Here is a 26,393-nt window from a genome sequence, read left to right as displayed (position 1 = left end):
GCCACGCTCGCCGAGCACGCGCGCTCGGAAACGCTGGTGAGCGAATTCGTCGCCAGCGAGCTGATCGTCATCGGCGCGCCGATGTACAACTTTTCGGTGGCTACCCAGCTGAAGGCGTGGATCGATCGCGTGACACAGCCGGGCCGCACGTTCAAGTACACGGAGCATGGGCCCGTGGGACTCGCCGGCGGCAAGACGGTCCTGGTCGCCTCCACGCGCGGCGGCATGTATTCCGAAGGCCCCGCGGCCGCCATGGATTGCCAGGAGGCATACCTGCAGGCCATGTTCGGTTTCATGGGCATCGGCGACGTGCGCATCGTGCGTGCCGAGCGCCTTACCAGGGGCGGCGAGATCCGCGCCGCCGCGCTGCAGGCCGCGCATCAAGCGATCGGCCGGACGTTCGATCCCGCCGCGGCCGCCTGAGGAGTCCGCCATGCTTTATGTCGTCACACTTACTTATCTGCGTGCTCAGCAAGACATCCAGGCGCATCTCGGCACGCACCGGGATTGGCTGATCGAACACGCGCGGGCCGGGCGCATCATCGCAGCCGGTCCGCTGGAAACCGGCGATGGCGGAGCGATCCTGGCGCACTGCGAAAGCCGCAGCGAGCTGGACGATATGCTGGAGCGCGATTCGTTTCGCGTGCACGGGCTGGTTCGCACCGACGTGCTGTCGTTCCATGCCGCTTGTCGCGCCCAGGCTTTTCCTGCGGCCTGGGCGCCGGAAGCAAAAGCTCCATGAGGCCGATGACATGCAGCGGGGCGAGCGGGTTACCACCTCGTCAATAGCGATAGGAGTCAATCGCGCCGACTCAGAAGGCTGGCATCGAACCGGGTGGGATGATCCTGCTTCAAGGCCTCGATCTGCCGGTCTACGTCAGCATCTTTCAGGAGAATGACGATATGGGGCTTGGCATCCTCGAACGTATTCTGCGTCCGCTTGACGACGCGCACGAGGTGATAGCCGAAGCCCGTCCTGATCGGCTGGGAAATTTCATCTTCCTTCAGCGCGGCTATACCCAGGGCGATCTCGGGCAACAGATGACGCGAAGCTGTTTCGGGCAAGACCCCATCGTCGGCCTTGGAACTCAGATCGTCGGTTCGCTGCTCGATGAGCTTTGAAAAATCCTGGCCCGCCCGCAGCTGGCGCCTGAGCTCCTCGGATTGCGCGCGCGCCTCGGCTTCGCTTAGGTCTTTCTGCCCCTGCCGCAGCGGGATCTCGGACCCGTGGTAGCGAATCACCAGGTGCTGCAAGGTGTAGTCGACGAAGTCACCGGCATGCGCGTCGTAATAACGCTTCGCCTCATCGTCGCCTACCTGGGCGGTGCGGTAGAGCTCATCCCGGGCGGCATTTGCAAGCACGCCCTGACGAAGCCATTCAATCTTGCTTCGGACATCCGGATCGTTTTCCAGATGCCGCGACGCAGCCAGACCCGCCAGCAGATGCATCTCGGAAAACTTCTTCGCAAAAGCCGCCGGGTCGTCGACAGCCGCTGCTTTGATCTGAGGCGGAGTGCCGTCCATGACCTGCTGGAACTGACTTGAAGTCCATTATTCCTTACCTATGGAGAGCACGACGGCATCCTGCCCCGTGCGCGAAAGAACCTCTGCGGAAACGACCACCAGCGATGCAGTGGCAACTAGTGAAAGCAAGGCGCGACGGCTGGACATGCAAGAATCCTGAATTTCTTTCAAAAAGTGCGCCGCTCGGAACCTCCCTGGGCGGCGCAACGGCGGCAGCAGGAGCGGGAAGCCGCTACTGCATCAAGTAGTTCCCGTTACGAAGATTCTTCTTCTGCAAGTCATCAAGCATTTTTCCGGGTTCGTCGGTGGTGATGAAATCGAAGCGCTTGTACCCAAGACCGTACAGGAAGCTCCAATCCCATCGATCCACCCGGCTGTCTCCGTAGCGAACCGTATTGAGCCGGTAGCAGCACTGCCCGGTGTTCTTGAAAAACGCCATGTTCTCGCCCGTGCCCGCAGATGCTCCCGGGTCGGCGATGGGATTGAATATGCCAACCGCATATCGGTCATCGCCCACCGCGGTGTAGGCCTTCTGCAGTCTGCCGTCGGGCTGATTCAAGTTGACCTCGACGCCCAAGGTGTAGTCCTTGTGCATGTACGACTGCTCCACGTCCAGCAGATTCTTCATCTTGTCCAGCATGTTGTTGGTGATCACGGGCAGACCGAGGAAAGGCTCATATTTCCCGGGCTTTCCATGCGGGTCTGCCCACGTGTACAGATCCGCCTCCAGGTCTGCCGGATTGGGATAGGTGGTCATGTTGAACTTGACCGCCACCCAGTTGCGGGCGAGGGATCCCCGATGGTCGACATGATTGTTCATCAGCTGCCATACGGCTTTCATGGAGGCACGGTCCTTCACATCGAGCACCAGGATGCCGTTGGAGCCGCCCTCTTTGTAGTAATCCAGAAGCTGCGCAAAAGCCGGAACGGCCTCATCGGAGACGTTCTTTCGATCCGGCGTAAGCAGCTTCGTTCGTTCGATCGTACCGAACCAGTTGGTCTGATCGACGCGCGGATTCACGCCCGTGCCGCCGTAAGGATCGAACTTCTTGCCGCCTTCGACCTGATAGATGTTGGTGGTACGTCCAAGCGTAAAATCGTGCATCAAGATCGGGATCCCGTCCTTGGTCATCTTGATGTCCACCTCCGCCGCCTCGAAGCCGGTGCTTAATCCCGCGAGCACGCCATACCAGGAATTTTCCGGCATCCCGGTCCAGCTGGCGCTGACATTGGCGCCGCAGGAGTTCGATGTGCCCGGGTGGCTTCCCCACCAGCCGCGGTGCGCAATCACGATCACCATGCTTGGATAGTTCGCCAGATTTCGCCAGGTCGAAATAATCCTGTCGTTGTTATAGACGCACGGCCCGGACGCCGCGGCGGCTTTCCCCGAGTACAGCCCGATGGCGACAGCGGCCATCAGAAGACAGGTAAGACCACGCATTGCCGTTCGTGTTACTCGTTGTTTCATATCCGTCCTTCGAAAAGTTGATCGCGATGTTGTTGCGGCTGACGAACCCTGCGTCTCATCGAGCGCCCCGAGGGCCTCATGAGTATTTATCACCAATAGTGATTAAATATTTCCAGCATGTGACCCACGCCGCTCGCGCCGAAAATTGGCCTGAAGTGACTAATCAAAAAGGGGTTCGACAGAGCGCTTCCGCAGGACCCGTCAAAATTTATTCACATAAAGTGATTAAATTGCCCGGCAACGCATGGATGGTCCATGCCGGGGAATCGCATCCATGGGCTTCGACGCAAGATCCCGCCGCGCCAGCGCGCGCCACGGGCAGCTTTTCGCACTTACCGCGCTGGCGCTGGCCGTGGGCCAGGTCGGCGCGCAGAGCGCGCCCACGCCGGCCGACGCGGTCGCGCTGGATGGGGTGAAGGTCACCGGCAAGGTGCTGTCCACCGAACAGGCCATGGCCGAGAAGCGCGCCGCGCCGGGCATCTCCGACGGCGTATCCGCCGACGAGATCGGCTCGATTCCGGACTTCGGCCTGGGCGAAGCGGTGCAGCGTATCCCGGGTGTGGCCATGACCATCAACAACGGCCGCGGCGAGGCGCAGTTCCTCAACCTGCGCGGCCTCAATCCGGACTACAACGCGGTGACCGTGGACGGCGTCGCCCTGCCCTCCACCGAGACCACCTCGCGCAATGTCTCGCTGGACGTGCTGCCGTCTTCGCTGGCGCGGCAGGTGAGCATCTACAAGACGGTGACGCCCGACATGACCGGCAACGCCGTGGGCGGCATCACCAATCTGCGCACGCGCAGCGCGTTCGACTCGCCAGGCCTGTTCGCCGCCGGTCGCGCTGACCTGGCCCACTGGGACAACCGGCGCGTGGTTGCCGATTCCAGGCCCTCCGGCCAGGTCGAGGGGACGCTCAGCAATACCTTCGGCGCGGATCGGCAATTCGGCTTCGTGCTGTCGGGCAGTTACTTCCGCCGCGACTCCTCTTCGCTCGACACCGCGATGGACAGCGATGGCTACTACCGCTACACCGGCGGCACGCAGACCCTGTCCTCGCTGCGCCAGAACGCGGCCGGCACCGGTTCCACGCTGAAGCCCTCGGACGATCTCGACGGCCTCGCCGCCGTGCCGGACCGCCACCGCTGGCTCACCTACGACAACGTGCGCACGCGCCAGGCGCTGTTCGGCAAGTTCGAATACGACAACCACCAGAACCTGCAGGCGCATCTCACCGCCGGCTATTTCCAGCACGAGAACGACGAGCAGCGCCGCACGCAGTTCCTCAACCGCGTCGGCCCGGCCACGTTCGATTCGCCCACCACGGGCAGTTTTACCAAGGGCTCGGCGCAGGCGGACTACGACCATTACGACCAGGTGCGGCGCATCCAGTACCTGGAACTGGGCGGCAGCTACGAGCCGGCCGAGCGCAGCCAGCTCGACCTGGTGGCGAACTACGCCGCCGGCAGCTATCGGCAGTCGACCAAGGAAGACGTCTTTACCAGCGCGGCCTCGTCGAAGCTTGGATTTGCCTATCGCGCAGTGCCGGGCGACGTCGCACTGTTCTCCCCCGCCAATCCGGCTTACTTCCTCGACCCGGCCAACTACGCGCAGACCAGCTACCTGTCGCGCATGGAACGCAGCCGCTCCGGCCTGCTCACGCTCAAGGCCGACTTCACCCACAACCTGCAGGAAGACGCCAGCGGCTGGGGCTACAAGGCCGGCGTGGAGCACCGCAACCTGCAGCAGCGCTATGGCCTGGACGAAACCGGCTATGTACCGACGCGCAATGTGTCGCTCGCGGCCATCGGCACCGAAGACACGCGCTTCCATCCTTACGACGGCGCCGGCCAGAGCATGCTGCTGATCGATCCGGACAAGGTCGATGCCTATGTCGCCGCGCATCCGGATGCTTACGCGCTCGCGACCACCAACGCACGCAACAGCGCGATCGGCGACTTCAACATCAAGGAAGCGATCGACAGCGCCTACGTGATGGGCGGCTATCGCGACGATACCTGGACGGCGCTCGGCGGCCTGCGCCATGAGGATACGAAGCAGACCGTGCAGAACACCCTGCCCTCGCCGCTCAACAGCCTTACGCAGTTCGCCAGGCAAAGCGTCGAGCGCAGCTACGGCAAGCTGCTGCCTTCGGCCATCGCCACGTATCACCTGGCGCCGGACCTGCTGCTGCGCGCCGGCGCCAGCCAGACGCTGGGCCGCGCCACCTATGCCGCGCTGGCGCAGAACAGCACGCCCTCCGTCAGCCCGGCCGCCGGCACCATCTCGCAGACGCTGGGCAACCCGCAGCTGCGGCCGCGCCAATCGACCAATCTCGATCTGTCGCTGGAGTGGTATGCCTCGCGCGATGCGATGGTGTCGCTGGCGCTGTTCCAGAAGGACATCAAGCACGAGATCGTCAATTTGAGCAGCACCACCACGCAGACCAACCCCGGCGGGCTGAGCGGCACCTGGCAGGTCACCACCACCCAGGCGCAGAACGCCAGCACCGCCAAGGTGCGCGGGCTGGAGCTCGGCCTGGCCGACCTGCATTTCGATTTTCTGCCGGCGCCGTTCGACCGCTTCGGCGCCACCTTCAATGCCACCTTGCTGGATATGGACGGCCCGGCCATCGCCATGAACGACGGCAGCCGCCGCACCCTGCCGATGCTGACCGGCGCCGCGCGCAGCCTCTTCAATGCCTCGCTGATGTACAGCGACGGCGCCTTCAGCGCGCAGCTCAGCGCCAACCGCACCGGCAAGATGCCGATCAGCTTCGCCACCGACAACCCCGCCAACGACGTGTACTACGCGCCCCTGCAGACCTATGACGCGCAGCTGCGCTACGCCGTCGACCGCCATCTCAGCTTCCTGGTGCAGGGCAAGAACCTGGCCAATGCGCGGCCCACGCGCGTGATCGGCCCGGGCCAGGCGCTGATCAAGGAAGAGCTGGACAACGGCCGTGCCTATTTCCTCGGAGCTACCTATGCGTTCTGATTTCCGCCGCGCCGTCCTGGCCGCCTGTCTTGCCGCAACCGTCGCCCATGCGCAGGAAGCCGCACCGCCGGCCAAGGCCGCCGTGCCCGTCATTCCCGTCATCGCCGACGCCACCTGCTGGAACGCGCAGCCGCACGACGTGCTGGCCGCGCTGCGCCAGTGCGCGCACAAGGGCCTGCAGGCGGTCGCGCTGCCGGTGCGCTCCGGGCCGGGCGGCGCGCCTTACGCGGCATCGAGCTACGCGCAAACCGCATGCCAGCCCGGCGCCGATTGCGTAGCGCTCGCCGATGCACTTGCGCTCAAGCCGGCGCCCGCCTTGGTGCTGCAGACCTCGCCCGCGCTGCTGGACGAGGTGCAGGCCGCCGTGCTGCAGGCCGACGCCGCCGCCCGCGTGCAGGTGCAGCCCATGCTCGAACGCCCCATCGGCGACGCTGCGCCCGACACCTTCGCACCGGGCCTGAGCTATTGGCATATGGCGCGCAATGCACCGCGCCCGATGATGGTGCACGTGCTGGAAATCGACCTGACCACGCCGGGGTTGTCGTTCGTCACCACGCCGGGCGTGCCCGACGGCGCAAGCGAGTTCGTGGCCGAAAAGACCTCGTCGTTCGCCCGCCGCGAACAGCTCACCGCCGCGATCAACGCCACCTACTTCCTGCCCTTCGACGGCGGCCACCTGCTGGACAAACCCTACGTGCCCGCCGCCGGCCAGCCGGTGACGGTGGACGGCGTATCCATCGCCCGCGGCCACCTCGATTCCGGCTATGCCAGCGGCGACCCGCGCTCGAACGGCTCGCTGTGCATCCAGGGCCGGCACGTGGCGATCACGCTGCACGCCTGTCCGGCCGGCACCACCGAAGCGGTCGGCGCCGGCCCGGTGCTGATGCTCGGCGGCAAGACGCAGGCGCTGGAACCGAAGCGCCGCGACTATTACCTGCAGACCGAACCGCGCACCGCCATCGGCCTGGACAAGGCGCGCCGGCGCATGTGGTGGGTGGTGGTGGACGGCCGCCAGGCCGGCTACAGCGAGGGCATGACCCTGCCCGAGCTCACCGCGCTGCTGCGCGAGCTCGGCGCGGACGCGGCGATGAACATGGACGGCGGCGGCTCCTCCACCATGGTGCTACGCCGCGGCGGCGAGCCGGCCGTGGTCAACAGCCCGATCCATACCGGCGTCCCCGGGCGCGAACGCCCCGTGGGCAACCATCTGGGCCTGCGCATCGACGCGGTGCCATGAAGCGGCAACCGGCGGCGCGCACGATGCGCAGTTCAGATCCCGCCGCCGGTTGCCGTATCCGCATGTCGCCTGCCGCCCTGTCCATCGCCATCCGCTCCGGCCGCGCCGCCTCGCCCGCCGTGCTGATGACGGCGATCGTGCTGATGCTGGGGCTGCATCCCACTGCCATGTATCTGTACCTGCCTGCGCTGCCGGCACTGCAGGCGATGCTGGGTATCGATGCGGCGCAGGCGCAGCACACTCTGGCGGCGGCGGTGGCAAGCTTCGGTATCGGGCAATGGCTGTGGGGCATGCCCACCGACCGCTGGGGCCGCCGTCCGGTGCTGCTGGCGGGGCTGGCCATGTTCCTCCTTGCCAGCATCGGCCTGATGAGCACGCGCGAGTACGGCCTGTTCCTCGCCTGCCGCGCCGCCCAGGGCCTGGGCGTGGCCGCCGCCGGCGTGGCCTGCCGCGCGATGCTGCGCGACCTGCATGCGCTGAACGACCGCGTGCACCATTTGTCCGTGGCGTTCTCGTGGCTGGGCGTGATCTCGCTGCTGGGTCCGCCGGTGGGCGCCTGGCTGTACGCGCAGGCGGGCGTGCAGGCGACGCTCGCGGCGATCGCCGCTTTCGGCGCGGCGGCCCTGCTGCTGGTCGGCGCGAAGATCGGCGAAACGCTGCCTTCGGTCGGCCTGCCCACGGCTTGGCCGCCGGGCGCGTGGCGCGCCATGCTGCGCCACCCATCGTTCCGCCACTACACCGGACTTACCGCGAGCAGCTATGTCGGCCACTACCTGTTCCTGGCCGGCTCCTCGTATGCCTTGATCGTGCGGCTCGGCATGTCGCCGCAGCGCTACGCCCTGGTGCTGGCCGGCGGCTCGCTGGTGCATATGGCCGGCACCTTCGTCTGCCGCCGCTGGTTGCACCGGCTGGGCCTGCGCGCCACGCTGGCGCGCGCGGCCGCGCTTACGCTCGGCGGCGGCGCGGCCATGACCTTGCTGGTGCTGCTGGGCGTGCACGCCGCCTGGGCGATCATTGCGCCGCAGTGCTTCTACGTGTTCGGCCACGCCATCCACCAATCCTGCGGACAGGCCGCGGTGAGCGAACACTTTCCCGAACGCGCCGGCACCGCTTCCGCGCTGTCCGGCGTGCTGCTGGCGGTGCCGGCCGCCCTGGCCGGCTGGCTGCTGGCCGCCTCGATGGAGCACTCGGACCTGCCGATGGCCGCCAGCATGGGCTTGTGCGGACTGGCCACGGCGTGGATCGCATGGCGTCCAGGCCAAGGCCCGCTACCATAAGTCCGTTGACCCGAAGGATTCGCTACACGCTCATGGCCGCACCCACGCCGTTCGCCCGCCAGCTGCATCCGGACTTCCTGCGCGATGCCGACAGCGGCGTCGCTGTCTCCGCCAACGAGCGCGACCTGCTCGACCTGGTGCGCCGCCTCGGCACCACCACGCGCGCCGACCTGGTACGCGCCACCGGTCTTACCGCGCAGTCCGTGATGCGGCTGGTCGACGAGCTGGTCGATCGCGGCATGCTGGAGCTGGGCGAAACGCGCTCGCAAGGGCGCGGCAAACCGGCCGCGGCGGTGACCCTGGTGCCTGGCTATGCGCATGCGATCGGCGTATCGATCACCACCGATTCGATCGCGCTGGCGCTGATGGATTTCGCCGGCAACGTGCTCGGCCAGCACCAGGAGCCGATGCGCGCCACCGGTCGCGCCGCGCTGCTGCGGCGGATCCGCACGCTGGCCGAGCGGCTGCTGCGCAAGAGCGAGGTGGACGAGGACAGCGTGTTCGGCGTGGGCCTGGGCCTGACCGGCTTCTTCGTCGGCGACGGCTCCAAGGTCAATCCGCCCGATCCTTTGGAAGGTTTGGCGCTGCTCGAGGTAGATGCCCTGCTCGCCGACGCGATGGGCCATCCGGTATGGCTGGACAACGACGGCAGTGTCGCCGCCATCGGCGAAAGCCTGCATGGCGTGGGGCATCGCTATCGCGACTTCGCCTACTTTTATTTCGGCCACGGCTTCGGCGGCGGCCTGATCATGGACGGCCGCTGCGCGCGCGGCGCGCATGGCAATGCGGGTGAATTCGCCGGCATGCTGCCGGCGCTGGGGCTGGAACGCGCCGCGCTGGAAACGCTGCGCGCGATGCTGGTGAAGGATGGCGTGGCGCTGGCCGACATCCAGGCGCTGGTCGAGCACTACGACCCGCGCTGGCCCGCGATCGAGCGCTGGATCGAACGCGTGGCGCCGGGGCTTTCGGTGATCGCCTCGGCGGTGGTCGCCATCGTCGATCCGCAGGCCGTGGTGCTGGGCGGGCGCATTCCGACGGATCTCGCACAGCGGCTGATGCCGCGCATCGCCATCGACAATGTGTCGCGGCGCGGGCGCGCGCGCCCGCAACCGTCAATCGTGCTGGCGGAGGCGCCGTTCGATGCGGTGGCCTTGGGCGCGGCGAGCCTGCCGTTCAAGGAATGCTTCTTTCATTGAAGCCGCTCCATCCCGCCCCGGGCTTCCCGCGGGCCAGGTTCACCCGCCTGGAGCATGGCCAAGAAGAGCGGCATCGAAGGTCGTCGGATGGGCTTGCTTCAAGGCCTCGATCTGCCGGGTGACTTCTTCGTTCTTCAGCAGAATCACGATATGAGGCTTCGCATCCTCGAACGTATTCTGCGAGCGCTTCATGACGCGCACGAGGTGATAACCGAAGGTCGTCCTGATCGGCTGGGAAATTTCATCCTCCTTCAGCTTGGCGATGCCCAGCGCGATCTCGGGCAGGAGATTGCGCGAAGCCGTTTCCGGCAGCACACCATCGTCGGCCTTGGAACTGAGATCGTCGGTGTGCTGCTCGACGATGGCCGAGAAGTCCTTGCCGGCCATCAGCTGCTTGCGCAGCTCTTCGGATTGCGCGCGAGCCTCGGCCTCGCCGATGTCCTGCTGCCCCTGCCGCAGCGGGATGTCGGACGCGTGGTAGCGGATCACCACGTGCTGCAAGGTGTAGTCGACGAAGTCGCCGGCATGCGCATCGTAATAGCGCTTCGCCTCATCGTCGCTTACCTGTGCGGTGCGATAGAGCTCATCGCGGGCGGCATTGGCAAGCACCCCCTGGCGAAGCCACTCGATCTTGCGTCGGATATCCGGATCGTTTTCCAGATGCCGCGATGCGGCCAGGCTCGCCAGCAGATGCATTTCGGAAAACTTTTTGGCGAAGGCCGCCGGGTCGTCGACGGCCGCCGTTTTTATCTGCGGCGGGGTGCTGTCCATGAGCTGCCGGAACTGGCTTGAAGTCCATTGTTCCTTGCCGATGGACAGCACGACGGCATCCTTCCCGGTGCCCGAAAGCACCGCCGTGGAAACGACAACCAGTGATGCACTTACGAATAGCGAAAACAAGGCGCGATGGCTGGACATAGGGGGAACCCGGGATGATTTCCGCAAAAAGTGCGTGTACGGAAGTGCGCCGCTCCGGAGCTTCCGCGGCAGCGCACCGGCGTCGAAAGAAACGGGAAGCCGCTATTGCATCAGGCAGGTCCCGTTGCGGAGATACTTCTTTTGCAGGTCATCGAGCGTTCCGAGCGCCTTTTCATATCCACCCTTCAGAAAGTAATTGCGTTATTGCGTCCAGCCGGCCCGCTGCTTCGGGCGCGTCCGATGCCGCTATATTTATAACGCAAAGTTACAAAATACTTTCCTGAAAATGGCGAGCGCGGTTGGCCGCGCAGATTGGCCCGAAATGACAGTAGCGAGGGCGGCGCTCGGCATGGCGCACGGCCACCGCGCATGGCGCGGCGGCCGCGCTGCGGCAGTGCGGGCCGCCGCCGCTTGCGCCTTATTCCAGCACCTCGCGCCAGTTGACCCGCTGGATACCGTTGCCTGAGGTGCCCTGGCGCATGCGTGCCACCTGCGGCGGCAATCCCGCCTGGCCGTACAGCAGCGCCAGGTTGCCGTTGGGCAGTTTCACTTCCTGCAGCTTGGTGGGTGCCGATTCGGTGGTCAGCGATTTCACCACGTTGCCCGCTGCGTCCAGCAGCGCGGACTGTCCGGTGCCGAAATTCGCGGCGTAGATATTGCCTTGCAGGGAGCACGGATCCGACGACGGCGTCATGGTGGCCCAGGCCACGGTGAAGGTGCCTGCCGCTGCATCCGGATCGGCCACGATGCGCTCCGAGCCGCCGTTGGCGCCGGCCGAACCGGTCAGGTCGTAGTACCAGCCCTTGGCCGAGTCGGCGATGGTCGCGCCCTTGGTCATGTCGGCGATCCGCTGCAGGTCCGCGCGCGTGATCGGCGAGGTGGCCGCCGAGGGCGCGACGGTGTCGCCATCGCGCAGGGCGTACATGGTCTGCTGCTGCGAGTCCGACAGATCGCTCGCGTCCAGCGCCTTGCCCGTGCCGACGAAGACCCAGCGGCGCGTGCCCAGGCCCGAGGCGTTGATGTCCAGTTCCACGCGCGGAGCCGTGGTGACCGGCTGCGCCTTGCTGCCATCCGTCAAGGTCGCCAGCAAGGTGGGCTTGGGATAAGCATCCGTGCCGGAAAGATCGAAACGCCACACGTTGCCCAGCAAGTCGCCCGCATAGACCTGCTCGACCGTGTTGTCGGTGACGTCCCGGGTGAAAGCGGTCGCCTGGGCCAGGCCGCTCGGATTGCCCGGCGTGCCGGCATCCGGAGTGTCGAGCGTTTCGAGCAGCGCGCCGGTCCTGGCGTTGACGACGTACAGATGGCCGTGGCCCGAAGCGTTGTTGTAGCCCGACGTCAGCAGAACCACCCAGCCGTACTTGCGGGTTTTCGCCACGACCGGCTTGCCATAGGAAAAGCCCATGTCGCTGTCGGTGAATTCCCACAGCACCTTGCCGCTGGCCAGCGCCGTTTCGGTGGCGGCGCTGCTGCTGACCGCATCGATGGCGGACGGCACGGTGGTCACGTCCAGGGCGTAATAACCCTTGCCGCCCTTGCCGAGTCCCCCGACCAGCATGGTGTGCCAGTTCGCCGTGCCGGCGGTGGCGGACGCCGGCGGGCTGCCGGAAGAGGTGGCGGTGAAGGCGAAGTCCGCGTCGGCCGCCTGCGGCGTCTGGTCGACATAGAAATGATGCGCGAAGTTATTGCTGCTGACGCCGTTGAGATTGCTCAGCGCCGCCAGTCCATCGACCTGCGCGTTGCCGCTGGGCCCCTTGTAGAGCAGCGCCGGTACATAGGCGAACAGCTCGCTGCCGCCGCCGGTAACCGGGTTGGTCGTGGTGGCGCTGGAGAAATCCGCGGCAAAGGCATGCAGCATGCCGTCGTTGGCGCCGACGTAAACCACCGGAGCGCGGCTCGCCGCGGACTGGGCAAAGGCCGCATAGCCGGGGTTGGACGCCTCGCTGTACTTCGGCGACAAGGCATCCTGCACCAGCACCGCTTCGGAATGGACGATGTCGCCGAGGATGTGCTGGCGCACGCGGAAGGCCGCGCCTTCGTTGCTCTGGTCGCCGCGCAGGTAGTTGACCTGGTCGCTGCTGAGCTGGCTCTGCTGGCTGGAGCCGAGCGAGCCGTAGCGAAAAGCGACGCCGGCGCGGCCGTTGGAGGTGATGATGCGCCGCCCCGTGTCCCAACCATGCTTGGCGCCGGCCGCATCGACCGCGTGCGCCAGCGCGTCGAGCTTCGCCTGTGCGCTCCAGCTCGGGCTGCCGGTGACCGCCGTGACGTCGCCGGGCAGCTTCGCCGTGGCGACGAAGCCTGAAACTTCGCCCGTCCAGTTGCTGGGCGCGTAGCTGACCGTGTAGACGGGGAAGCCGCTCACCGGCGAGTAGTACGGGCCCTTGGTCGCGCCAGCCGCCACATTGGTGAGTACGCGCGTGGAAGTGACGCCCGGACCCGCCGCGCTCTGCGAGGTATCGGACACCCGTTTGAAGATCTGCGCCAGTCCGGCCTGGATCAGATCCGGGCGATTGCCGGGAAAATAATTGTCCGGACGAAGATCGTTGCCGGCCGCCGTGGTGCTGTTGGTATGCCAGGTCAGCACGTTGGCGGGAATGCCGTCGCCGTTGACGTCGTCGAAGCCGCCGTACTTGGCGGCGAGCCAGTACATGTTGGGCCCCGCAAAAGGCCACCAGTTGAATCGGGAAGGATTGTAGATCTCCGCGCCGGCCGTGCCGTCATACGGGCCCGGCTCCAGCACGTCCACGGTGTAGGTATCCACCGTCTGCTTGGCGCTCAGATCGGCGCGGATATCGCTGATGTGGGCGAAATACGCCAGGCCCGCCATGTTGTAGGTGGAGTCGCCCGTGCCGTTCGGAGCCAGCTTGGTGCTGAGCCGGACGTTCGGACCGAACAGGCTCGCCATGGTGACCTTGGGCGCGGTTTCGATCAGCGGCAGATTGCCCAGCTTGTCGACATAGGCAGCCGCATCGGCTCCGTTGACCGGCGCCAGTGCGCCGCGCACGGCCGAACTCGGCGTCGGCCCGCCCGAGCTGGGCACGCGCGTGTCGTACCAGGTATGCGAGTCGCCGATGGTGACGATGGCATTGGCCTGGCAGGTATAGGCGATCGGATCGGGAAGCAGGCCGCCATAGACGGGGAAACCCACGTCCATGCTGTTCGTCGCGGAAATACCCTTGGTGTAGCTGTCGTCCAGCTTCACGTGCATCAGGTAGGCCAGCGATGCCCAGTACAGATCGCCGAGCGTGTCGTACAGCTCGTAGCCGTTGTCGTAGCCGAATTTATTGAGATAGTTGATCGCGCCGGTCGTGCTGGCGTCGCCGCCGCCGGGCGCCCTGCCCTTGCCGTTGGCCGCATCCGGATTGGCGGCGAAGATGCCGGTGTCGCCATCCCATTCGGCGCTCGGGTTGGCGCTCCTGGCGCCGTTGCCGTTGTACGCGGTGGGGCCGTTGTCGTGGATCAGCGCGCGCACCGCGCCATTGGCGGGCCCGTCGCCCTGCACGAAGGCGTAGCCGGCCGCACCGACGCGGATCTTGGAGAAGTTCTGCTGGATCAGGCCTTCCGGCTTGTTGTACCTGCCCGCGTTGGGATAGTCCGTGGCTTTGTGCGCGGAGTTGCAGTTGCTCTCCAGCCTGCCCTCGACGCACACGCGCACCGCGGCGACGTAGGTGGCCACCTTGCCCTGGTTGTCGGTGCTGAAGTTGGCGTTGTCGGAAATCAGGAAGGACGAGCCCTGCCCGGCCGAGCGCAGATAGACAGTGGCGTTGTTGAACTTGTCGTCGCCCACCGTCGCGGCGGCGAGCGCGCCGCTCAGCGAGCGGTCCGGGAAATTGCCGACGTAGCTCTGGCTGTTGAGGTTGGAGCGCAGCAGCACGGTGGCGGAGTGGCTGTCGACGCTGCGATTGCCGCCGGTCAGGCTCTGGCGGAACTCATCGAGCGCGGTCATCGTCGCCCAGTTGAGCATGTTGCCGCTCCAATGCGCCTTCTTGCCTCCGCTGATGCAGCTTCCGGACGCCGAAACGGTGAACCGCGTCGGCGTGAACCATTGCTTGGTCTCGTCGTAGTCGTAGCACTTGCCGCTGTCGAAATATCCCAGGTAGGGAAACGTGTAGTCGTAGGTGGTGCTTTTGTACGCCGCCACGGTGCCGGTGGGGTATTCGACCGACAATGCCAGGATCATGTTGGCGGGCACGGTGGAAGCGGTGCCGATGGGGAGGTTCGCCAGCGGCGTATCGGCCGCGGCCGCTCCGGCCATCGAAGTCAGCGCCAGCGCCAGCAGCAGGCCGCCGGTGCGCGAAACAGCGAGCGGGCGAAGAAGACTAATCATGGCTTTCCCCATGGTTCGTGATGGGCGATGCGTGTGCCCGCGCGCGGACACCGTGGTTCGAGCGTGGCGAAGCGCCGCCGGCGGTCAGCGCATGATGGTCTGCACATAGCTGACCGCATGCTTGGGTCCTTCGACCCGGACGGTCAGGCGGTAGGCCGCCTGCGCGCCCGAGCCGAATCCGCCCTGGTTGCCGGACGTCGAACCGCCGTTGATCGTCGCCGCGGGCACGAGGCAGGCATTGGGCGCGACGGTCAAGGCAGGACCGGCCTGAGGGCAAAGCCGTTCGACCGTGTAGCGGATGTCGTCCTTGGTGTCCGGCGCCTGCAGCCGCTTGCCGGCGGTGCTGGCGATCAGCGCCGTGGGTATGCCGCGGGCATCGCTGGCCTGCGGCGTGGCGTAGTAACCGATATCCGCCTTGTCGGCCTCGCCGGCCTGCCCGAGATAGGCGGCCGCGCCGGCCACCGCATCCTGGTAGGCCAGTTCGGCCTCCTGCGTGACCTGCTGCTTGAAGCCGAGGCGGCCCGCGATGCTGTTGCCGGTATCCACCGAACGCATCAGCGCGACCGCGGCCATCAGCGTGATCAGCAGCACGATGACGGCGATGACCGTGGAGATGACGCCGCGCTGGCGGCCTGGCCGGTTGCCCGGCCCCGTACGGGTGATGTGGGCGGTCATGGACGGGCTCAGAAATGGCGGGCGATGATGGCGTTGCGGATCGGGATCACGGTGTCGTAGACCTTGTAGCGGTATTGCGGCTGCACCCCGACCGTGTAGCGCAGGTCCGCGGGAAGATCGCCGAACAAGGTCAGCGTCGACGCGCCGGTGTAATCGGTGGCGCGTTCCGGCAGCAGGCTCTGCGCCACCACGGCGATGCGCACCGCCTTGATCTTGGAGAAGGCCGCGGCGGCGGCGCCCTGGTTGGCGCTGAGCTTGTCGATGGCCCAGTCGCCGCTGGGCTGGACCCAGGTATCCACCACGTCGTCGCCGTCGCTGTCCACGCCGTACAAGGCCTTGAGCTGCACGATGCCGTCCGCGATGGTGACCGGCGCGGCGCCGTCGCGTCCGAGCGCATCGTAGGCAACCAGCGTGCTGGTGGCGGCATCCACGCCATACAGGCTGATCGCCGGCCGCGGCCCGAGGTCGAACGCATTGCCGTTGGCCGCCAGCCCGGTCGGCGGCGTGTCCGCCGCGGACAGCGTCAGCTGGCTGGCGGACGACGAAGCGCTGGCGATCCGGGCCAGCGAGCATTCGCCGGCGCTGGTCGTCGCCAGCACATAGTCGTTCGCCGCGAAGCCGAAGCTGTTGTCCAGCGTGACGGCCGCGGTGCCGGGCGCACTGGTCACGCTGGCCCTGAATACCGTGATCGCCGGATTGCCGCCGACGATGGCCAGCGTGTCGGGCCTGGCATGGCCGGCGGAGTCGCTGCCGCCGCTGGCGATGAGCAAGGGCACCGCGCGCATCTTCACCGGCGTGGCCGACGGCCAGGCCGCGAATGCCGCCGGCATGGCGGTGGCGCTCGGCAGTTTCCTGGCGTTGCCGCCATAGGCGGTGATCGAGCAACCCCACAGGCCATAGTTGAAGCCCTGGGTCATGCCCGAACCGGCCGTCCGGATCTGGCGCTCCAGTTCGAACATCGAATACAGCCCGTTCTGCTGCGCGTCGCTGCCGCTGGTGATGGTGCGCTTGCGCCCCTCGTAGACCGAGAAGGCCGACATCATCCCCAGCACGCAGATCAGGCTGATGAGCATGCCCACCATCAGCTCGACCAGCGACAGGCCCGTGCAATAGGCGGCGGCGCTGCCGCCGCGGCGTTCGAGGTTCCGCATGGGGCGCCTTGGTTCGATGGACGACTGCTCAACGTGCGACATGAGTGGTGGACACGTAGCGGTGATAGGCCGGATCGCCGGGCGCCTGCCAATAGACGGTGACGGTCACGATGTTGTCCGCGTTCACCTCGATCGTCGGCGGCTTGCCGCCGGCGCCGGGCAAGCCGCTCTGCGCGGTGAGCCGGGTGACCGTGTCCTTCCAGGTTTTATAGGCCGCGCCTTCCGGGCTCCTGAAATTGGCGGCCAGCGCGGCAGGATCGGAGGCCCACATCTGCGCGATGACCTGTTCGGTCGCCATGGCGGCGTCGGAGCGATATTTGGCGTCGCCCGACAGCTTGATGGCCGCGGCCTGCAGCGCCACCATGCCGAGCACGCCGATGGAAAAAATGACCACGGCGACCATGGCATCGATCAGTACGATGCCGCGCTGCGCACGAAGACGAAGACGGGGGCGGAGCGATGCATGCATGGGATCACCTGCATCCTTGGGGACTGGTGGCCAGGGAGAGATTCGGATCGCACATCCGCGGCATGCCGGCGGACGAGATCTGAATCACGAGTCGCCGGCCGTCCTTGCCCGCCGTGTTGAGGTCGATCCGGCTGACCGCCACGGTGCCGTAGCCGAGCGGCCGGCCGAGGGCGTTGAAGGTGATGCCGCTGCCAGCGCTCGCGGGCGTGGACAGCGGCGTACCGGCCGCGCCGATCGAGGTGCCGACCATGGGCGCGACGTCGGCGGATCCGCCCGCGGCCACGAAATTCTGCAGCGTGTTGTCCGCGCTGGCCGCCGCGGCCGCGGTGCACGAGGTTGCTCCGGACAGTGCGCAGACGGTCCAGCCGGCGCCCGACGAGGTGAACTCGAAGCGCACGTTGACGCCGCGGCTGCCGGCCTCGCCGCGCGCGTAGCGCAAGCCGTTCTGGATGGATTCGGCCGCGGTGCGGATATGCGTGTTGCGCAGCCATTCGCGGAACGTGGGGAGGCCGGCGACCAGCACCACGGCCAGGATGGTCACCGTGATCATCAGTTCCACCAGCGTGAAGCCGCCGACGCGCCTCATTGGCAACCGCCCCCCTTGCGCAGGATCCAGCAGTTCGCCGGCGCGGTGCCCCAGCCGGACGGGACGGCGGTGGTGGCGCGGTCGTTCTTTTCGTTGATGGTGAAGGTGAAGCCGTTGACCTGCGAACCGGCGATGCCCTTGGCGCTGGCAACGTATGCCTGCAGCGCCGACGTGCTGGCCGCGGCCGGGCCGCAGCTCACGGTGAAATACTTGAGCCCCGTGGGCAGCGCCACGCCGCAGCTGCCGCCGGCGCCATAGCTGCGGTTGTCCTGGTAGTACTGCTCCATGCTGGCGCGATAGGTGGCCAGCGTGTTGTAGGCCTCGGTGAGCTTGCTGCGCCGCAGGTAGTCGTTATACGAAGGCAAGGCCACGGCCGCGATGATCGCGACGATCGCCACGGTGATCATGAGCTCAATGAGGGTGAAGCCGCGCGTCGAGCCCTCGCGGCTGTAGTTGCATTGCATGTCGGTTCCCCTGTCAGCGTCGGCGATGCGCCACCGGCTCCCGGCGCCGGGCCGGAAACAACGGCCAGGCCCGTTGAACACGCGTCCACGCACCGCCGCCACAAGCTAGCGGACGCATCCCGCGGCTCACAGGGCAGAGCGGGCTAATCGAGCGGAAAATTTGGCCCCGGATGACCTTCCCGGCGCTAGCGCGGTGGTGGCTGTTCGTGGCCGGCGATCGGCCAGTGGCGATCGCGGTCGATCCTTATCTGTGCTTCGCCGCGCTCCAGCAGCGCCGCCTGCGCGGCGCCGCCGGGACTGGCCACGAAGCGCTCGATGCAAGCCGACAGGGCGGCGCGTGATATGCCCAGGCGCGCGCTCAGCCGTCCATCCAGCGTCCAGCAGCCCGCCGTGTACACCAGCGGGCAGGCGGCGAATCCGGCCACCGCGAGCCACGGCCAAGCCATCAGCAGCGAAGCCAGCAGGCACAGCAGCGTCGCCGCGATGGCGGACTGCATGGCCGCGCCGCGCGCGCGGCGGCGATAGGCCAGCGCATAGATCGCGATGTGCCCGGCTTCGTCGCGCGCCGGTGCGCCATGCTTGCGCCGCCATGCCGGCGGCAGGTGCGCGGCGGTAAGTTCTTCCGGATCCATCATCATCGCCTCACCACGACCAACGCAGGCCGATACGGCCGGCCACCACACGCTGCCGCTCGCCCGCCAGGTTCCCGGTATAGCTCACGGAGGCATACACACCGCCCCCTGAAGGAAACGTCACGGCCACGCCGGCATCGGCCTGCCCCAGGGTCTGGCGCGTGGAAGTGGCGATCGGCGCGATGCCGCCGAACGTGGTCGCGTCGTCCGCGCCGGTGGTGCGCAGCACATGCACGCGCACATACGGTTGCCATGTCGCCGCGCCCAGCGGCCAGTTGCCGGCGAGGCGCACGCCCGCGCGGCCGGTCACCGCCTGGCCGCCGCGGAACGACACGCTGGAAATGCCGTCGTCGAGCCGGCCCAGCGCCAGGTGCTGCCATACCAGCTGCGCCTGCGGCTCGATGCGCAGGCCGTGGCCGAGCGCGAGCGACCAGCCGCTTTCCAGCGATGCCGTCACCGCATGGCCGTGCGCGGTGGCCTGCACGCCGTCGCGCGAAGTGGGATCGAAGGTGTAGGCCGTACCCATCAGCACCGCGTCGGCATACCAGCCGCGCGGCGCCAGATGCGTCCAGTAGCCGCCCATGCTGTAGGCATCCAGGCGCAGGCGGCCCACGGCGAGATCCTGCGTGCCGGCAGCGAAGCCGCGTACGTCGCCGCTGGAACGCGCGAAGCCGGCGAACACGCCGTAGTGGTTGCGCTGTCCTTCGGCGCTTTCGTCCGCATAGATGTCCTGGCCTGCCTGCGCGCCGCTGAGCGTGCCGGCGTAATGCGGATCGAGCGTGCCGCCTTGCGACATCGTGCTATGGCCGCCCCACACGCGGCCCCAGCTCGCGGGCAGTTCGCCACGCTCGCCGAGCTGCGCCTGGTCGCCCTGGCGCGCATGGAAATTCTCCAGCTGCATGGCGCCGAGCTGGCGTGCGACGGAGGGTGCCGCCGCGTATAGCGCGGCTTCGGGGCGATAGAGAACGACGGGTTGGGAAGGTGTTGCAGGTGCCGGTGCCGGTGCCGGTGCAGGTGCCGGTGCCGGTGCCGGTGCCGGTGCAGGTGCCGGTGCCGGTGCCGGTGCCGGTGCCGGTGCAGGTGCAGGCGCAGGTGCAGGTGCAGGTGCAGGTGCCGGTGCCGGTGCCGGTGCCGGTGCCGGTGCCGGTGCAGGTGCCGGTGCAGGTGCAGGTGCAGGTGCCGGTGCCGGTGCCGGTGCAGGTGCAGGTGCCGGTGCCGGTGCCGGTGCAGGTGCCGGTGCAGGTGCAGGTGCAGGTGCCGGCGCAGGCGCAGGTGCAGGTGCAGGTGCAGGTGCAGGCGCGGGCGCAGGTGCCGGTGCCGGTGCCGGTGCCGGTGCAGGCGCGGGCGCAGGTGCCGGTGCCGGTGCCGGTGCGGGTGCGGGTGCGGGTGCGGGTGCGGGTGCGGGTGCAGGTGCAGGTGCCGGTGCGGGTGCGGGTGCGGGTGCCGGTGCCGGTGCCGGTGCAGGTGCAGGCGCAGGTGCAGGTGCAGGTGCAGGTGCGGGCGCAGGTGCCGGTGCGGGTGCGGGTGCGGGTGCGGGTGCGGGTGCAGGTGCAGCTTGCGTATTGCGCAGATACCAGTCGTCCGCCGTGCCCGACGTGACACCGCCCTTCACCAGCAAGTATTCGTAGGCGCCGGCCTTGAGCGATCCGCCGCTCAGCGAGAACGCGCCGGCATCGGTCGTCGCGCCGTTGATCGCCTGCACCACCAGGATGCCGTCGGACACGGTTGCCGCGCCCTGCCCGCCGAGATTGGCGATCTTCAGCAGCGTCGAACCGGTCGCGCTGCCGCCGTCCACCACCAGCTTGTCCGCCGCCGAACCATCGCCGCCGAGCACGGCGTTCATGGCGATGGTGCCGTTGCGGCCGACATAGCTGCCGACGGTCAACGTGCGGCCCACGCCCTGGGCCGCGCCGATATTCACCAGTCCGGCGTTGCTCAGCTGTCCGCGCACGGCAAAGTTGCCGAGCGCCCCGCCGGCGAACGGCGCCAGCGCATCGGCCACGCCGAGCGTGCCCTGGTTGTCGACATTGCCCAGCACGCTGCCATAGCCGCCCAGCGCCGCGCCCACCGGCACGGTCAAGTCGCCTTTCAGCGCTGCGCCGGACGCGCTGGCATCGCCAACCGCCAGCGTGCCGCCCGCGCGCAACTGCATGGCGCCGGCGTACGCCGAATTGTCGGCGTTAAGTACCAGCGTGCCCTGCTGCACATCGACCGAAGTGACGCCCGCGCCGGTCAGCGGCCGCCCGACGATCCACATGCCGTCGTCCAGCTTGCGCACGGTCTGGAAGTTGGCGATGGTCGGCAGCGTGTCGGTGCCGCTGCCATTGAGCGTCAGCAGGTTGCTGCCGCCACCGCCATCGATGCTGCCGCGCACGGAAGATCCGCCATACAGGCGCAGCGTGTCGTCGCCGCGCGCGAACACCAGGTTGCCGATCACCTGGCCCTTGTTGGTGAAATCCAGCGTGCTGCTGCCGGTGGCGCCGATCACGTTGCCCGGCGCCTGGATCACGCCGGTCTCGTTGTTGATGACGACGTTGCCGCCGGACTTGGCCTGGAACCAGAGCGCCGCCGCATGCATCGAGCGGATAGTGCCGCTGTTGACGATGCGGTTGCCGGTGCCCTGCGGATTCACCGCTTCGCCGTTGTTCTCGCTGCCCGCCGCCAGCACCGTCGCGCCCTGCTCCACCGTCAGCGTGCTGTCGCTGCGGAAATCGATGGTATTGGCGCCGGACTGGTACAGGCCCACCGCGCGCACCGCACTGTTCTGCACCAGCGCGCCGGACTTGATCACGATATTGGCGCGGTCGGACAAGGCGATCGCCGAGGCATCGCCCACCACGATCTGCGCATTGGCATTCACCGTCACGCTGGAACCGGCCGGCGCGGAAGGACCGGCGCCCACGGTGCTGGTCCACGGGCTGGGCGCCGCCGTGTCGCACACGGTGGACGTGCCGGTGGCCTGGCAGGCGGCATGCGCCTGCGGCAACCAGCCCAGGCCGGAGAGCAGCGCAACGCTCAGCATGCGGCGCGCCGGCCAGGCGCGCACGGGTGCGCGCCGGTCGTCTCGTTGGTGAAAGCTGCACATGGTGTGGATTTCCCCCTTGCGTCAGGCATCGCCACCGGCGGCATGCGCGCAAGCGACGCAGCGGCCGAAGGCGCCGCCGTTCGAAACGCGGATGCGTGGATGGCGATCGGAGAAGCGGATCGCGCCACGTCGTGGCAGCGGACAACACGCTTCCGTCCCCAGGGTTCCCGTGCCGATCCTTATGTGGAGCGGTTCGCACAATCGAAAGCGGGAGATGCAACCCTGCGAGTCCAGTGTAGGCAGGCGCAGGTCCGGGTGAAGCAGCCGCAGGACGCCAGCGGGTGGTCAGGCGAGGCCATCCGCGAACCCGCCGCCGTAGGTTGGGGTGAGCGCAAGCGAACCCCAACGAACCCCGCGGGTTGCCGCAACGTTGGGGTTCGCTGGCGCTCACCCCAACCTACGCCCTATGTGGTCGGCTCCGCCTCGCACACTTCACGCGCACAGGTCCTGGCATACCCCAGCACCAGTCCCAGGCTCACCTCGCTCTGCGCCAGCACCGCCACGATCAAGCCCACCTTCCCGCGCGGCACCTTGCACGCCACCAGCTTGTGCGTGCGCCCCTCGATCAGCAGATAGCCCGGCGAATCGGCCGCCAGCTCCGCCATCACGCTGTTGGACAGGGCCATCAGCGAACTGCTCATCGCAGCGAACTTGCCCACCGGCACGCGTGCGCGCGAACGCTCCGCATAGCAGCGCCCGTCGCGCAGCGCGAACATGCCGGCGACGATGCCCTGGCAATGCTCCATGGCCCTGTCCAGCGCGGCCAGGCACTGGCGCTGGCTGGGCATGTCGATGCTCATGCGTTGCCCTCCGCACGCGCCGGATCGCCGGGCTGGTCGAAACCGAAGCCGAATTCCAGGATCACCAGCAGCAGCTCGATCAGATGCGCGATGTCCTCGCGCCGCCGCGCATCCACCGCCATCACCGGCGCCATCAGGTCGTGCGCGCGCACGGCGTCGCGGCAGCGCTCGGCGATCGCGTCGGCGGCCTCCTCGCTTTTGTTCAGCGCCACGATGAAGGGCATCCGGCGCAGGTCGGCGCGATGGCAGGCCAGCGTGCGCGAGAGTTCCTGCACGGCGTCCTGGCTGGTGGCGTCGACCAGCACGATGGCGCCGAGCAGGCCGGTGCGCACCACGTCGAACATGTAGCTGAAACGCTCCTGCCCCGGCAGCCCGTACAGCAGCACGCGCGATTCGCCGTCGTCCAGCTGCAGCTCGCCGTAGTCCAGCGCCACCGTGGTGGTTTCCTTCAGGTCGCGCAGCTCGTCCGTGCAGGGCACGTCGGTGGAGACCGGATCGATTTCGCTCAGCGCGCGGATGCAGGTGGTCTTGCCCGAGCCTGGAGCCCCCATGAAAACGATCTTGTGCACTTCGCCCATTAGTTCCCCAATCCGAATCGTTGCAGGATGCGGCTGGCCAGCCCCGACCAGCGCCGGCGTTCTCCCTGTTCTTGCACGGCCTGCGCCGTCTCGCGCACGCGCGGCGTGCGCTCGACCAGGCCGGCCGCGCGCAGGCGCTCGATGCACAGCTCCACATAGCGCGAAGGCAGCTCGGTGCGTTCGGCGATGCGCGGCAGCGGCAGCGCCTCGGCGGAGATGCACGCCATCACGCGCCACCAGGATTTGGGCCACTCGTCCAGGTCGCGCGGCCAGGCCGCCAGCCGGTACGACCACTCCAGCGACGGCGTGGCGTCCGCGTACTGGCGCTCGCCCAGCACGCGGCTGCCCGCCTCGCTGAGCAAGGCCAGAATCTCCGGCGGGCGCAGCGGCCGGTGCAGCGTGCCGTGCGGATGGTTGCGCGGCCGCGACGAGCAGCCGATCACCCGCGCATGGCCCGGCGGCACCCGGGGCGCACCCGGGTGGTCCATGTTGATCAGGCACAGATCGGTGGGCGCCACGGCTTCCATCACCGCGGCGTCCACCACCCAGGCATGCTTCAGGTATGGCTTGAGCAGGCCGATGATCGACCGCAGCGCGCCGAGCTCCTCCGCACTGAAGTTGGGGCATGCGATCCGCAATGCGCGGACGCTGTCGTCTTGTCGGCGCATGGCCAGTACCGCCGCGCCGCTTTAGATCGAAGCCTCCAGCGCCACCATGCTCAGCCGCGAGCGCGTCAGCACCATGCCGATATTGGCGCCGATGCGCGCGACGAACACGGCCACGTGGCTGGGATTCTTCTTCGAGCGGATGAACACGTGGATCAGGTTGGTGCTGAACACCACGATCTCGTTGAAGTAGTGCGCGCCGGCCGCGCGATTGGTGATGCCGCGCGACTGGTCGAACAGGCGCTCGATCTCGGTCACGTTCTTGCCCTGGAACAGGTCGCCGGTAGCCGCCGCCACCAGGTCGAGGATCTCGCCCGGGTGCGAATCGACCGTCTTCACGCCGAGCAGGAAGCCGCTGCTCATGTCCACGTAGCCGACCGCCACGCATTCGGGAACGTCGGTCTGCGCCGCCGACAGTGCTTTATCCAGAGACATCTGGTTTCTCTCTATGTGGGTTGGAAAATCAGGACATACCGCTGGGTTGCAGCTGCCGGACCGCGTGCGCGAAGTCGCGCACGAAATCGGCCTGCGCCTTGGTCTGGATCGCCATCGGGCGCGCCGCGCGCACTTTCACGATGGCCTCTTCCGCGCCGTCGCCCAGCCACACCAGCACGGCGGCCAGCACGGTGCCGGTGCGGCCCAGGCCGCCGCGGCAATGCACGGCCACGCCGTCGCCCGCGCGCATGGCGTCTTCGACCAGGCGGCAGATGCGCACGGCCTGGTGCAGGCTGGGCGGCGCCAGGTCGCGGATGGCGAAGTGGTGCAGCTCCAGCGCGTGCTTGCGCAGGCTTTCCAGCGGGTACACGCAGCGTTCTTCCGCGCACACCAGCAGGCGCACGCCTTCGCCGGCCAGGTAGCGGAACTGTGCTTCGATATTCGAGGTGATGCCGGGGCGGCTCATGCCGCACAGCAGGCCGGGAATCAGCCACCACACGCCGACCTCCGGCCGCAGCTGGCGCGCGGATGCGGGCAGGTTGCAGTTGCCGGTGTCGACGTAGATGCGGCCGGCCGGCGTGCCTGGCTCGCGGAAGAACGCATGTGTCGGCGAGCATTCCTGCAGGGTGCCGCCAGCCAGCAGCGCGGTGGCGCCGCCGACGTGCAGGCAGTCCAGCCGGTTGTGCGTGGCGACCACCACGCAGGCACGCGCGGCGACGGCCGCCATGCGGTCGCGCACGACCCGGACCATGGCCCGGTCGAGGCCGGCCGTGGGCTCGTCGAGCAGATACAGGTCGGCCGGCGCGGCCAGCGCGGCCATCACCGCCAGATAGCGGCGCAGCGCGCGCGGCCATGCGGAAACCGGAGTTTCCGCATCGGCTTCCTTCTCGCGCCGGATCTCGCGCAGCCATGCATGCAGCGCATGGCTTCCGGGCGGTACTCCCCCTTCCAGCAGATCGCGCTGGCCCAGCCAGGCGATGGACGGCAAGGCCGCCGCCAGCGGCTGCCCGCACCACGTGGCCATGCCCAGCAGCGCAAGCTCGCCGCGCGCGGCGAGCGCGCCGAGCAGCGAGGACTTGCCGCTGCCGCCGCCGCCCACCAGGAACAGCGCGCCGGGCCGCGGCACGTCCAGCGACACTTGCCGCAGCACGCACTGCACACCGCGCATGATTTCGATGTCGTGTAGCGCCAGCATGCCTTACCCCCTGCGCTACCGAACATGGGGCGTCGGCGCGGCGTGGGCATATGGTGTGAGCGAGGGCTGCGCGTGGACATGTCCGGGCGGGACAGGTGCGCGGTCAGTTGAGGCCCGGATTCTCGACAGCGTACGGGTGTCGATCCTTCTTCCTCCGGCGACCCGAAGGTAGTCCCCGTGGAGAGCGCGGCTGAAACGCTGGCCCCGCCCACCGCCAGCTTGGCTCATCCGCACCTGGAACATGCCGGCACGCACCGCTAGGTTCCGGCATCCCCGCCGAAACGCTCTCCCTCAGCGCATGTCTCTCAATCCTCGCCTCGATACCGGGGCCACCACCATGCTCGTGGTCGAAGACCGCGCCGAACTGCGCGACTCGCTGCGCTTCCTGATCGAGCGCCACGGCCACGAAGTGCTGCTCGCCGCCTCCGCCGAGGAAGGCCTCGCGGTGCTTCGCGCGCGCCCGGACGTCAGCCTGCTGCTTACCGATATCGGCCTGCCCGGCCTCGACGGCTGGGGCCTTGCACGCCAGGCGCGCGTGCTGCGCGGGCAGTTGCCGGTGATCTATATGTCGGGGCACGCCGGCGCCGAATGGCAGGCGCAGGGCGTGCCGGACAGCGCATTCCTGGCCAAACCATTCGCCATGGACGATCTGCTCGGCTGGATGAAGGCGCTGCTCGGCGCCGCGCGCTAGCACCGCGCGCTAGCACCGCGCGCCA

General features: G+C 67.7%; 23 protein-coding genes. 7 read left to right on the top strand and 16 right to left on the bottom strand.

Annotated elements, in window-relative coordinates; genetic code table 11:
- Together FHW85_RS03465 and FHW85_RS03460 are read left to right on the top strand one after the other, a co-directional pair.
- Window positions 1–423 (top strand): NAD(P)H-dependent oxidoreductase (locus tag FHW85_RS03465; protein WP_168647306.1); only part of this gene is annotated, 423 nt, incomplete at its 5' end.
- A 10-nt stretch (window positions 424–433) separates the two neighbouring features.
- Window positions 434–742 carry a YciI family protein gene (locus FHW85_RS03460; protein ID WP_168647305.1) on the top strand — a complete coding sequence of 103 codons (309 nt, stop codon included), beginning with the start codon at window positions 434–436 and terminating at the stop codon, window positions 740–742.
- A 56-nt stretch (window positions 743–798) separates the two neighbouring features.
- Here the strand turns inward: FHW85_RS03460 and FHW85_RS03455 are convergent, their stop codons facing one another.
- Together FHW85_RS03455 and FHW85_RS03450 are read right to left on the bottom strand one after the other, a co-directional pair.
- Entirely contained in the window at window positions 799–1,524 is a 726-nt protein-coding gene (locus FHW85_RS03455) for a peptidylprolyl isomerase (RefSeq protein WP_168647304.1), read from the bottom strand.
- A gap of 232 nt (window positions 1,525–1,756) precedes the next feature.
- The gene (locus FHW85_RS03450; protein WP_168647303.1) at window positions 1,757–2,992 is read right to left on the bottom strand and encodes a glycerophosphodiester phosphodiesterase family protein; all 1,236 of its coding nucleotides are present in this window, start codon (window positions 2,990–2,992) and stop codon (window positions 1,757–1,759) included.
- A 274-nt stretch (window positions 2,993–3,266) separates the two neighbouring features.
- On the opposite strand from FHW85_RS03450, the gene FHW85_RS03445 reads away from it, so the two are divergent.
- The 4 genes from FHW85_RS03445 to FHW85_RS03430 all read left to right on the top strand — a co-directional run bounded on the left by FHW85_RS03445 (window position 3,267) and on the right by FHW85_RS03430 (window position 9,697).
- The gene (locus tag FHW85_RS03445) at window positions 3,267–5,987 is read left to right on the top strand and encodes a TonB-dependent receptor (RefSeq protein ID WP_168647302.1); all 2,721 of its coding nucleotides are present in this window, start codon (window positions 3,267–3,269) and stop codon (window positions 5,985–5,987) included.
- On the top strand, window positions 5,977–7,224 hold the full coding sequence (locus FHW85_RS03440) for a phosphodiester glycosidase family protein (protein WP_168647301.1): 1,248 nt from the start codon (window positions 5,977–5,979) through the stop codon (window positions 7,222–7,224). The genes FHW85_RS03445 and FHW85_RS03440 overlap by 11 nt, the downstream gene beginning before the upstream one ends.
- A gap of 62 nt (window positions 7,225–7,286) precedes the next feature.
- Complete coding sequence (locus FHW85_RS03435; protein WP_168647300.1) at window positions 7,287–8,501, top strand: MFS transporter; 1,215 nt, start codon at window positions 7,287–7,289, stop codon at window positions 8,499–8,501.
- 32 nt (window positions 8,502–8,533) lie between these two features.
- Window positions 8,534–9,697, top strand: a complete 1,164-nt coding sequence (locus tag FHW85_RS03430; RefSeq protein WP_167256292.1) for an ROK family transcriptional regulator — start codon at window positions 8,534–8,536, stop codon at window positions 9,695–9,697.
- 39 nt (window positions 9,698–9,736) lie between these two features.
- Here FHW85_RS03430 and FHW85_RS03425 read toward each other — a convergent pair whose 3' ends face one another.
- The 14 genes from FHW85_RS03425 to FHW85_RS03360 all read right to left on the bottom strand — a co-directional run bounded on the left by FHW85_RS03425 (window position 9,737) and on the right by FHW85_RS03360 (window position 25,677).
- Entirely contained in the window at window positions 9,737–10,615 is an 879-nt protein-coding gene (locus FHW85_RS03425) for a peptidylprolyl isomerase (RefSeq protein WP_168647299.1), read from the bottom strand.
- A gap of 418 nt (window positions 10,616–11,033) precedes the next feature.
- Window positions 11,034–14,942, bottom strand: coding sequence for a PilC/PilY family type IV pilus protein (locus tag FHW85_RS03420; protein WP_168647298.1), 3,909 nt, complete (start codon window positions 14,940–14,942; stop codon window positions 11,034–11,036).
- An 84-nt stretch (window positions 14,943–15,026) separates the two neighbouring features.
- Entirely contained in the window at window positions 15,027–15,617 is a 591-nt protein-coding gene (locus tag FHW85_RS03415) for a hypothetical protein (RefSeq protein WP_167256298.1), read from the bottom strand.
- Window positions 15,618–15,625: 8 nt separating this feature from the next.
- Complete coding sequence (locus FHW85_RS03410; protein ID WP_167256300.1) at window positions 15,626–16,768, bottom strand: PilW family protein; 1,143 nt, start codon at window positions 16,766–16,768, stop codon at window positions 15,626–15,628.
- A gap of 28 nt (window positions 16,769–16,796) precedes the next feature.
- The gene (locus FHW85_RS03405; protein WP_167256302.1) at window positions 16,797–17,171 is read right to left on the bottom strand and encodes a hypothetical protein; all 375 of its coding nucleotides are present in this window, start codon (window positions 17,169–17,171) and stop codon (window positions 16,797–16,799) included.
- A gap of 70 nt (window positions 17,172–17,241) precedes the next feature.
- On the bottom strand, window positions 17,242–17,823 hold the full coding sequence (locus tag FHW85_RS03400) for a GspH/FimT family pseudopilin (protein WP_167256373.1): 582 nt from the start codon (window positions 17,821–17,823) through the stop codon (window positions 17,242–17,244).
- On the bottom strand, window positions 17,820–18,287 hold the full coding sequence (locus FHW85_RS03395) for a type IV pilin protein (RefSeq protein WP_167256304.1): 468 nt from the start codon (window positions 18,285–18,287) through the stop codon (window positions 17,820–17,822). The genes FHW85_RS03400 and FHW85_RS03395 overlap by 4 nt, the downstream gene beginning before the upstream one ends.
- Before the next feature lie 185 nt (window positions 18,288–18,472).
- Window positions 18,473–18,919, bottom strand: coding sequence for a hypothetical protein (locus tag FHW85_RS03390; protein ID WP_168647297.1), 447 nt, complete (start codon window positions 18,917–18,919; stop codon window positions 18,473–18,475).
- 10 nt (window positions 18,920–18,929) lie between these two features.
- Window positions 18,930–21,965 (bottom strand): autotransporter outer membrane beta-barrel domain-containing protein, encoded by a 3,036-nt coding sequence (locus FHW85_RS03385; RefSeq protein WP_168647296.1) that lies wholly within the window; start codon window positions 21,963–21,965, stop codon window positions 18,930–18,932.
- Between the two features lie 443 nt (window positions 21,966–22,408).
- Entirely contained in the window at window positions 22,409–22,804 is a 396-nt protein-coding gene (locus FHW85_RS03380) for a hypothetical protein (protein ID WP_167256310.1), read from the bottom strand.
- Complete coding sequence (locus tag FHW85_RS03375; protein ID WP_167256313.1) at window positions 22,801–23,355, bottom strand: ATP/GTP-binding protein; 555 nt, start codon at window positions 23,353–23,355, stop codon at window positions 22,801–22,803. Before FHW85_RS03375 ends, FHW85_RS03380 begins: the two co-directional genes overlap by 4 nt.
- A 26-nt stretch (window positions 23,356–23,381) precedes the next feature.
- Window positions 23,382–24,050, bottom strand: a complete 669-nt coding sequence (locus tag FHW85_RS03370; protein WP_167256315.1) for a hypothetical protein — start codon at window positions 24,048–24,050, stop codon at window positions 23,382–23,384.
- Window positions 24,051–24,071: 21 nt separating this feature from the next.
- Window positions 24,072–24,482, bottom strand: coding sequence for a hypothetical protein (locus tag FHW85_RS03365; RefSeq protein ID WP_167256317.1), 411 nt, complete (start codon window positions 24,480–24,482; stop codon window positions 24,072–24,074).
- 28 nt (window positions 24,483–24,510) lie between these two features.
- Entirely contained in the window at window positions 24,511–25,677 is a 1,167-nt protein-coding gene (locus FHW85_RS03360; RefSeq protein ID WP_167256319.1) for an ATP-binding cassette domain-containing protein, read from the bottom strand.
- 337 nt (window positions 25,678–26,014) lie between these two features.
- On the opposite strand from FHW85_RS03360, the gene FHW85_RS03355 reads away from it, so the two are divergent.
- Window positions 26,015–26,368 (top strand): response regulator, encoded by a 354-nt coding sequence (locus tag FHW85_RS03355; RefSeq protein ID WP_168647295.1) that lies wholly within the window; start codon window positions 26,015–26,017, stop codon window positions 26,366–26,368.
- Window positions 26,369–26,393 lie beyond the last annotated feature (25 nt).

The organism is Dyella sp. SG609, assembly GCF_012275375.1.
GTDB classification, from domain to species: domain Bacteria; phylum Pseudomonadota; class Gammaproteobacteria; order Xanthomonadales; family Rhodanobacteraceae; genus Dyella_D; species Dyella_D marensis.
This window is presented reverse-complemented; position numbering and strand designations above follow the sequence as displayed.

Bases quoted from the DNA above. Each gene is read 5' to 3' on its own strand.
- FHW85_RS03460 (WP_168647305.1), top strand. From the start codon at position 434: ATGCTTTATGTCGTCACACTTACTTATCTGCGTGCTCAGCAAGACATC.
- FHW85_RS03455 (WP_168647304.1), bottom strand. From the start codon at position 1,524: ATGGACGGCACTCCGCCTCAGATCAAAGCAGCGGCTGTCGACGACCCG.
- FHW85_RS03450 (WP_168647303.1), bottom strand. From the start codon at position 2,992: ATGAAACAACGAGTAACACGAACGGCAATGCGTGGTCTTACCTGTCTT.
- FHW85_RS03445 (WP_168647302.1), top strand. From the start codon at position 3,267: ATGGGCTTCGACGCAAGATCCCGCCGCGCCAGCGCGCGCCACGGGCAG.
- FHW85_RS03440 (WP_168647301.1), top strand. From the start codon at position 5,977: ATGCGTTCTGATTTCCGCCGCGCCGTCCTGGCCGCCTGTCTTGCCGCA.
- FHW85_RS03435 (WP_168647300.1), top strand. From the start codon at position 7,287: ATGTCGCCTGCCGCCCTGTCCATCGCCATCCGCTCCGGCCGCGCCGCC.
- FHW85_RS03430 (WP_167256292.1), top strand. From the start codon at position 8,534: ATGGCCGCACCCACGCCGTTCGCCCGCCAGCTGCATCCGGACTTCCTG.
- FHW85_RS03425 (WP_168647299.1), bottom strand. From the start codon at position 10,615: ATGTCCAGCCATCGCGCCTTGTTTTCGCTATTCGTAAGTGCATCACTG.
- FHW85_RS03420 (WP_168647298.1), bottom strand. From the start codon at position 14,942: ATGATTAGTCTTCTTCGCCCGCTCGCTGTTTCGCGCACCGGCGGCCTG.
- FHW85_RS03415 (WP_167256298.1), bottom strand. From the start codon at position 15,617: ATGACCGCCCACATCACCCGTACGGGGCCGGGCAACCGGCCAGGCCGC.
- FHW85_RS03410 (WP_167256300.1), bottom strand. From the start codon at position 16,768: ATGCGGAACCTCGAACGCCGCGGCGGCAGCGCCGCCGCCTATTGCACG.
- FHW85_RS03405 (WP_167256302.1), bottom strand. From the start codon at position 17,171: ATGGTCGCCGTGGTCATTTTTTCCATCGGCGTGCTCGGCATGGTGGCG.
- FHW85_RS03400 (WP_167256373.1), bottom strand. From the start codon at position 17,823: ATGAGGCGCGTCGGCGGCTTCACGCTGGTGGAACTGATGATCACGGTG.
- FHW85_RS03395 (WP_167256304.1), bottom strand. From the start codon at position 18,287: ATGCAATGCAACTACAGCCGCGAGGGCTCGACGCGCGGCTTCACCCTC.
- FHW85_RS03390 (WP_168647297.1), bottom strand. From the start codon at position 18,919: ATGGATCCGGAAGAACTTACCGCCGCGCACCTGCCGCCGGCATGGCGG.
- FHW85_RS03380 (WP_167256310.1), bottom strand. From the start codon at position 22,804: ATGAGCATCGACATGCCCAGCCAGCGCCAGTGCCTGGCCGCGCTGGAC.
- FHW85_RS03375 (WP_167256313.1), bottom strand. From the start codon at position 23,355: ATGGGGGCTCCAGGCTCGGGCAAGACCACCTGCATCCGCGCGCTGAGC.
- FHW85_RS03370 (WP_167256315.1), bottom strand. From the start codon at position 24,050: ATGCGCCGACAAGACGACAGCGTCCGCGCATTGCGGATCGCATGCCCC.
- FHW85_RS03365 (WP_167256317.1), bottom strand. From the start codon at position 24,482: ATGTCTCTGGATAAAGCACTGTCGGCGGCGCAGACCGACGTTCCCGAA.
- FHW85_RS03360 (WP_167256319.1), bottom strand. From the start codon at position 25,677: ATGCTGGCGCTACACGACATCGAAATCATGCGCGGTGTGCAGTGCGTG.
- FHW85_RS03355 (WP_168647295.1), top strand. From the start codon at position 26,015: ATGCTCGTGGTCGAAGACCGCGCCGAACTGCGCGACTCGCTGCGCTTC.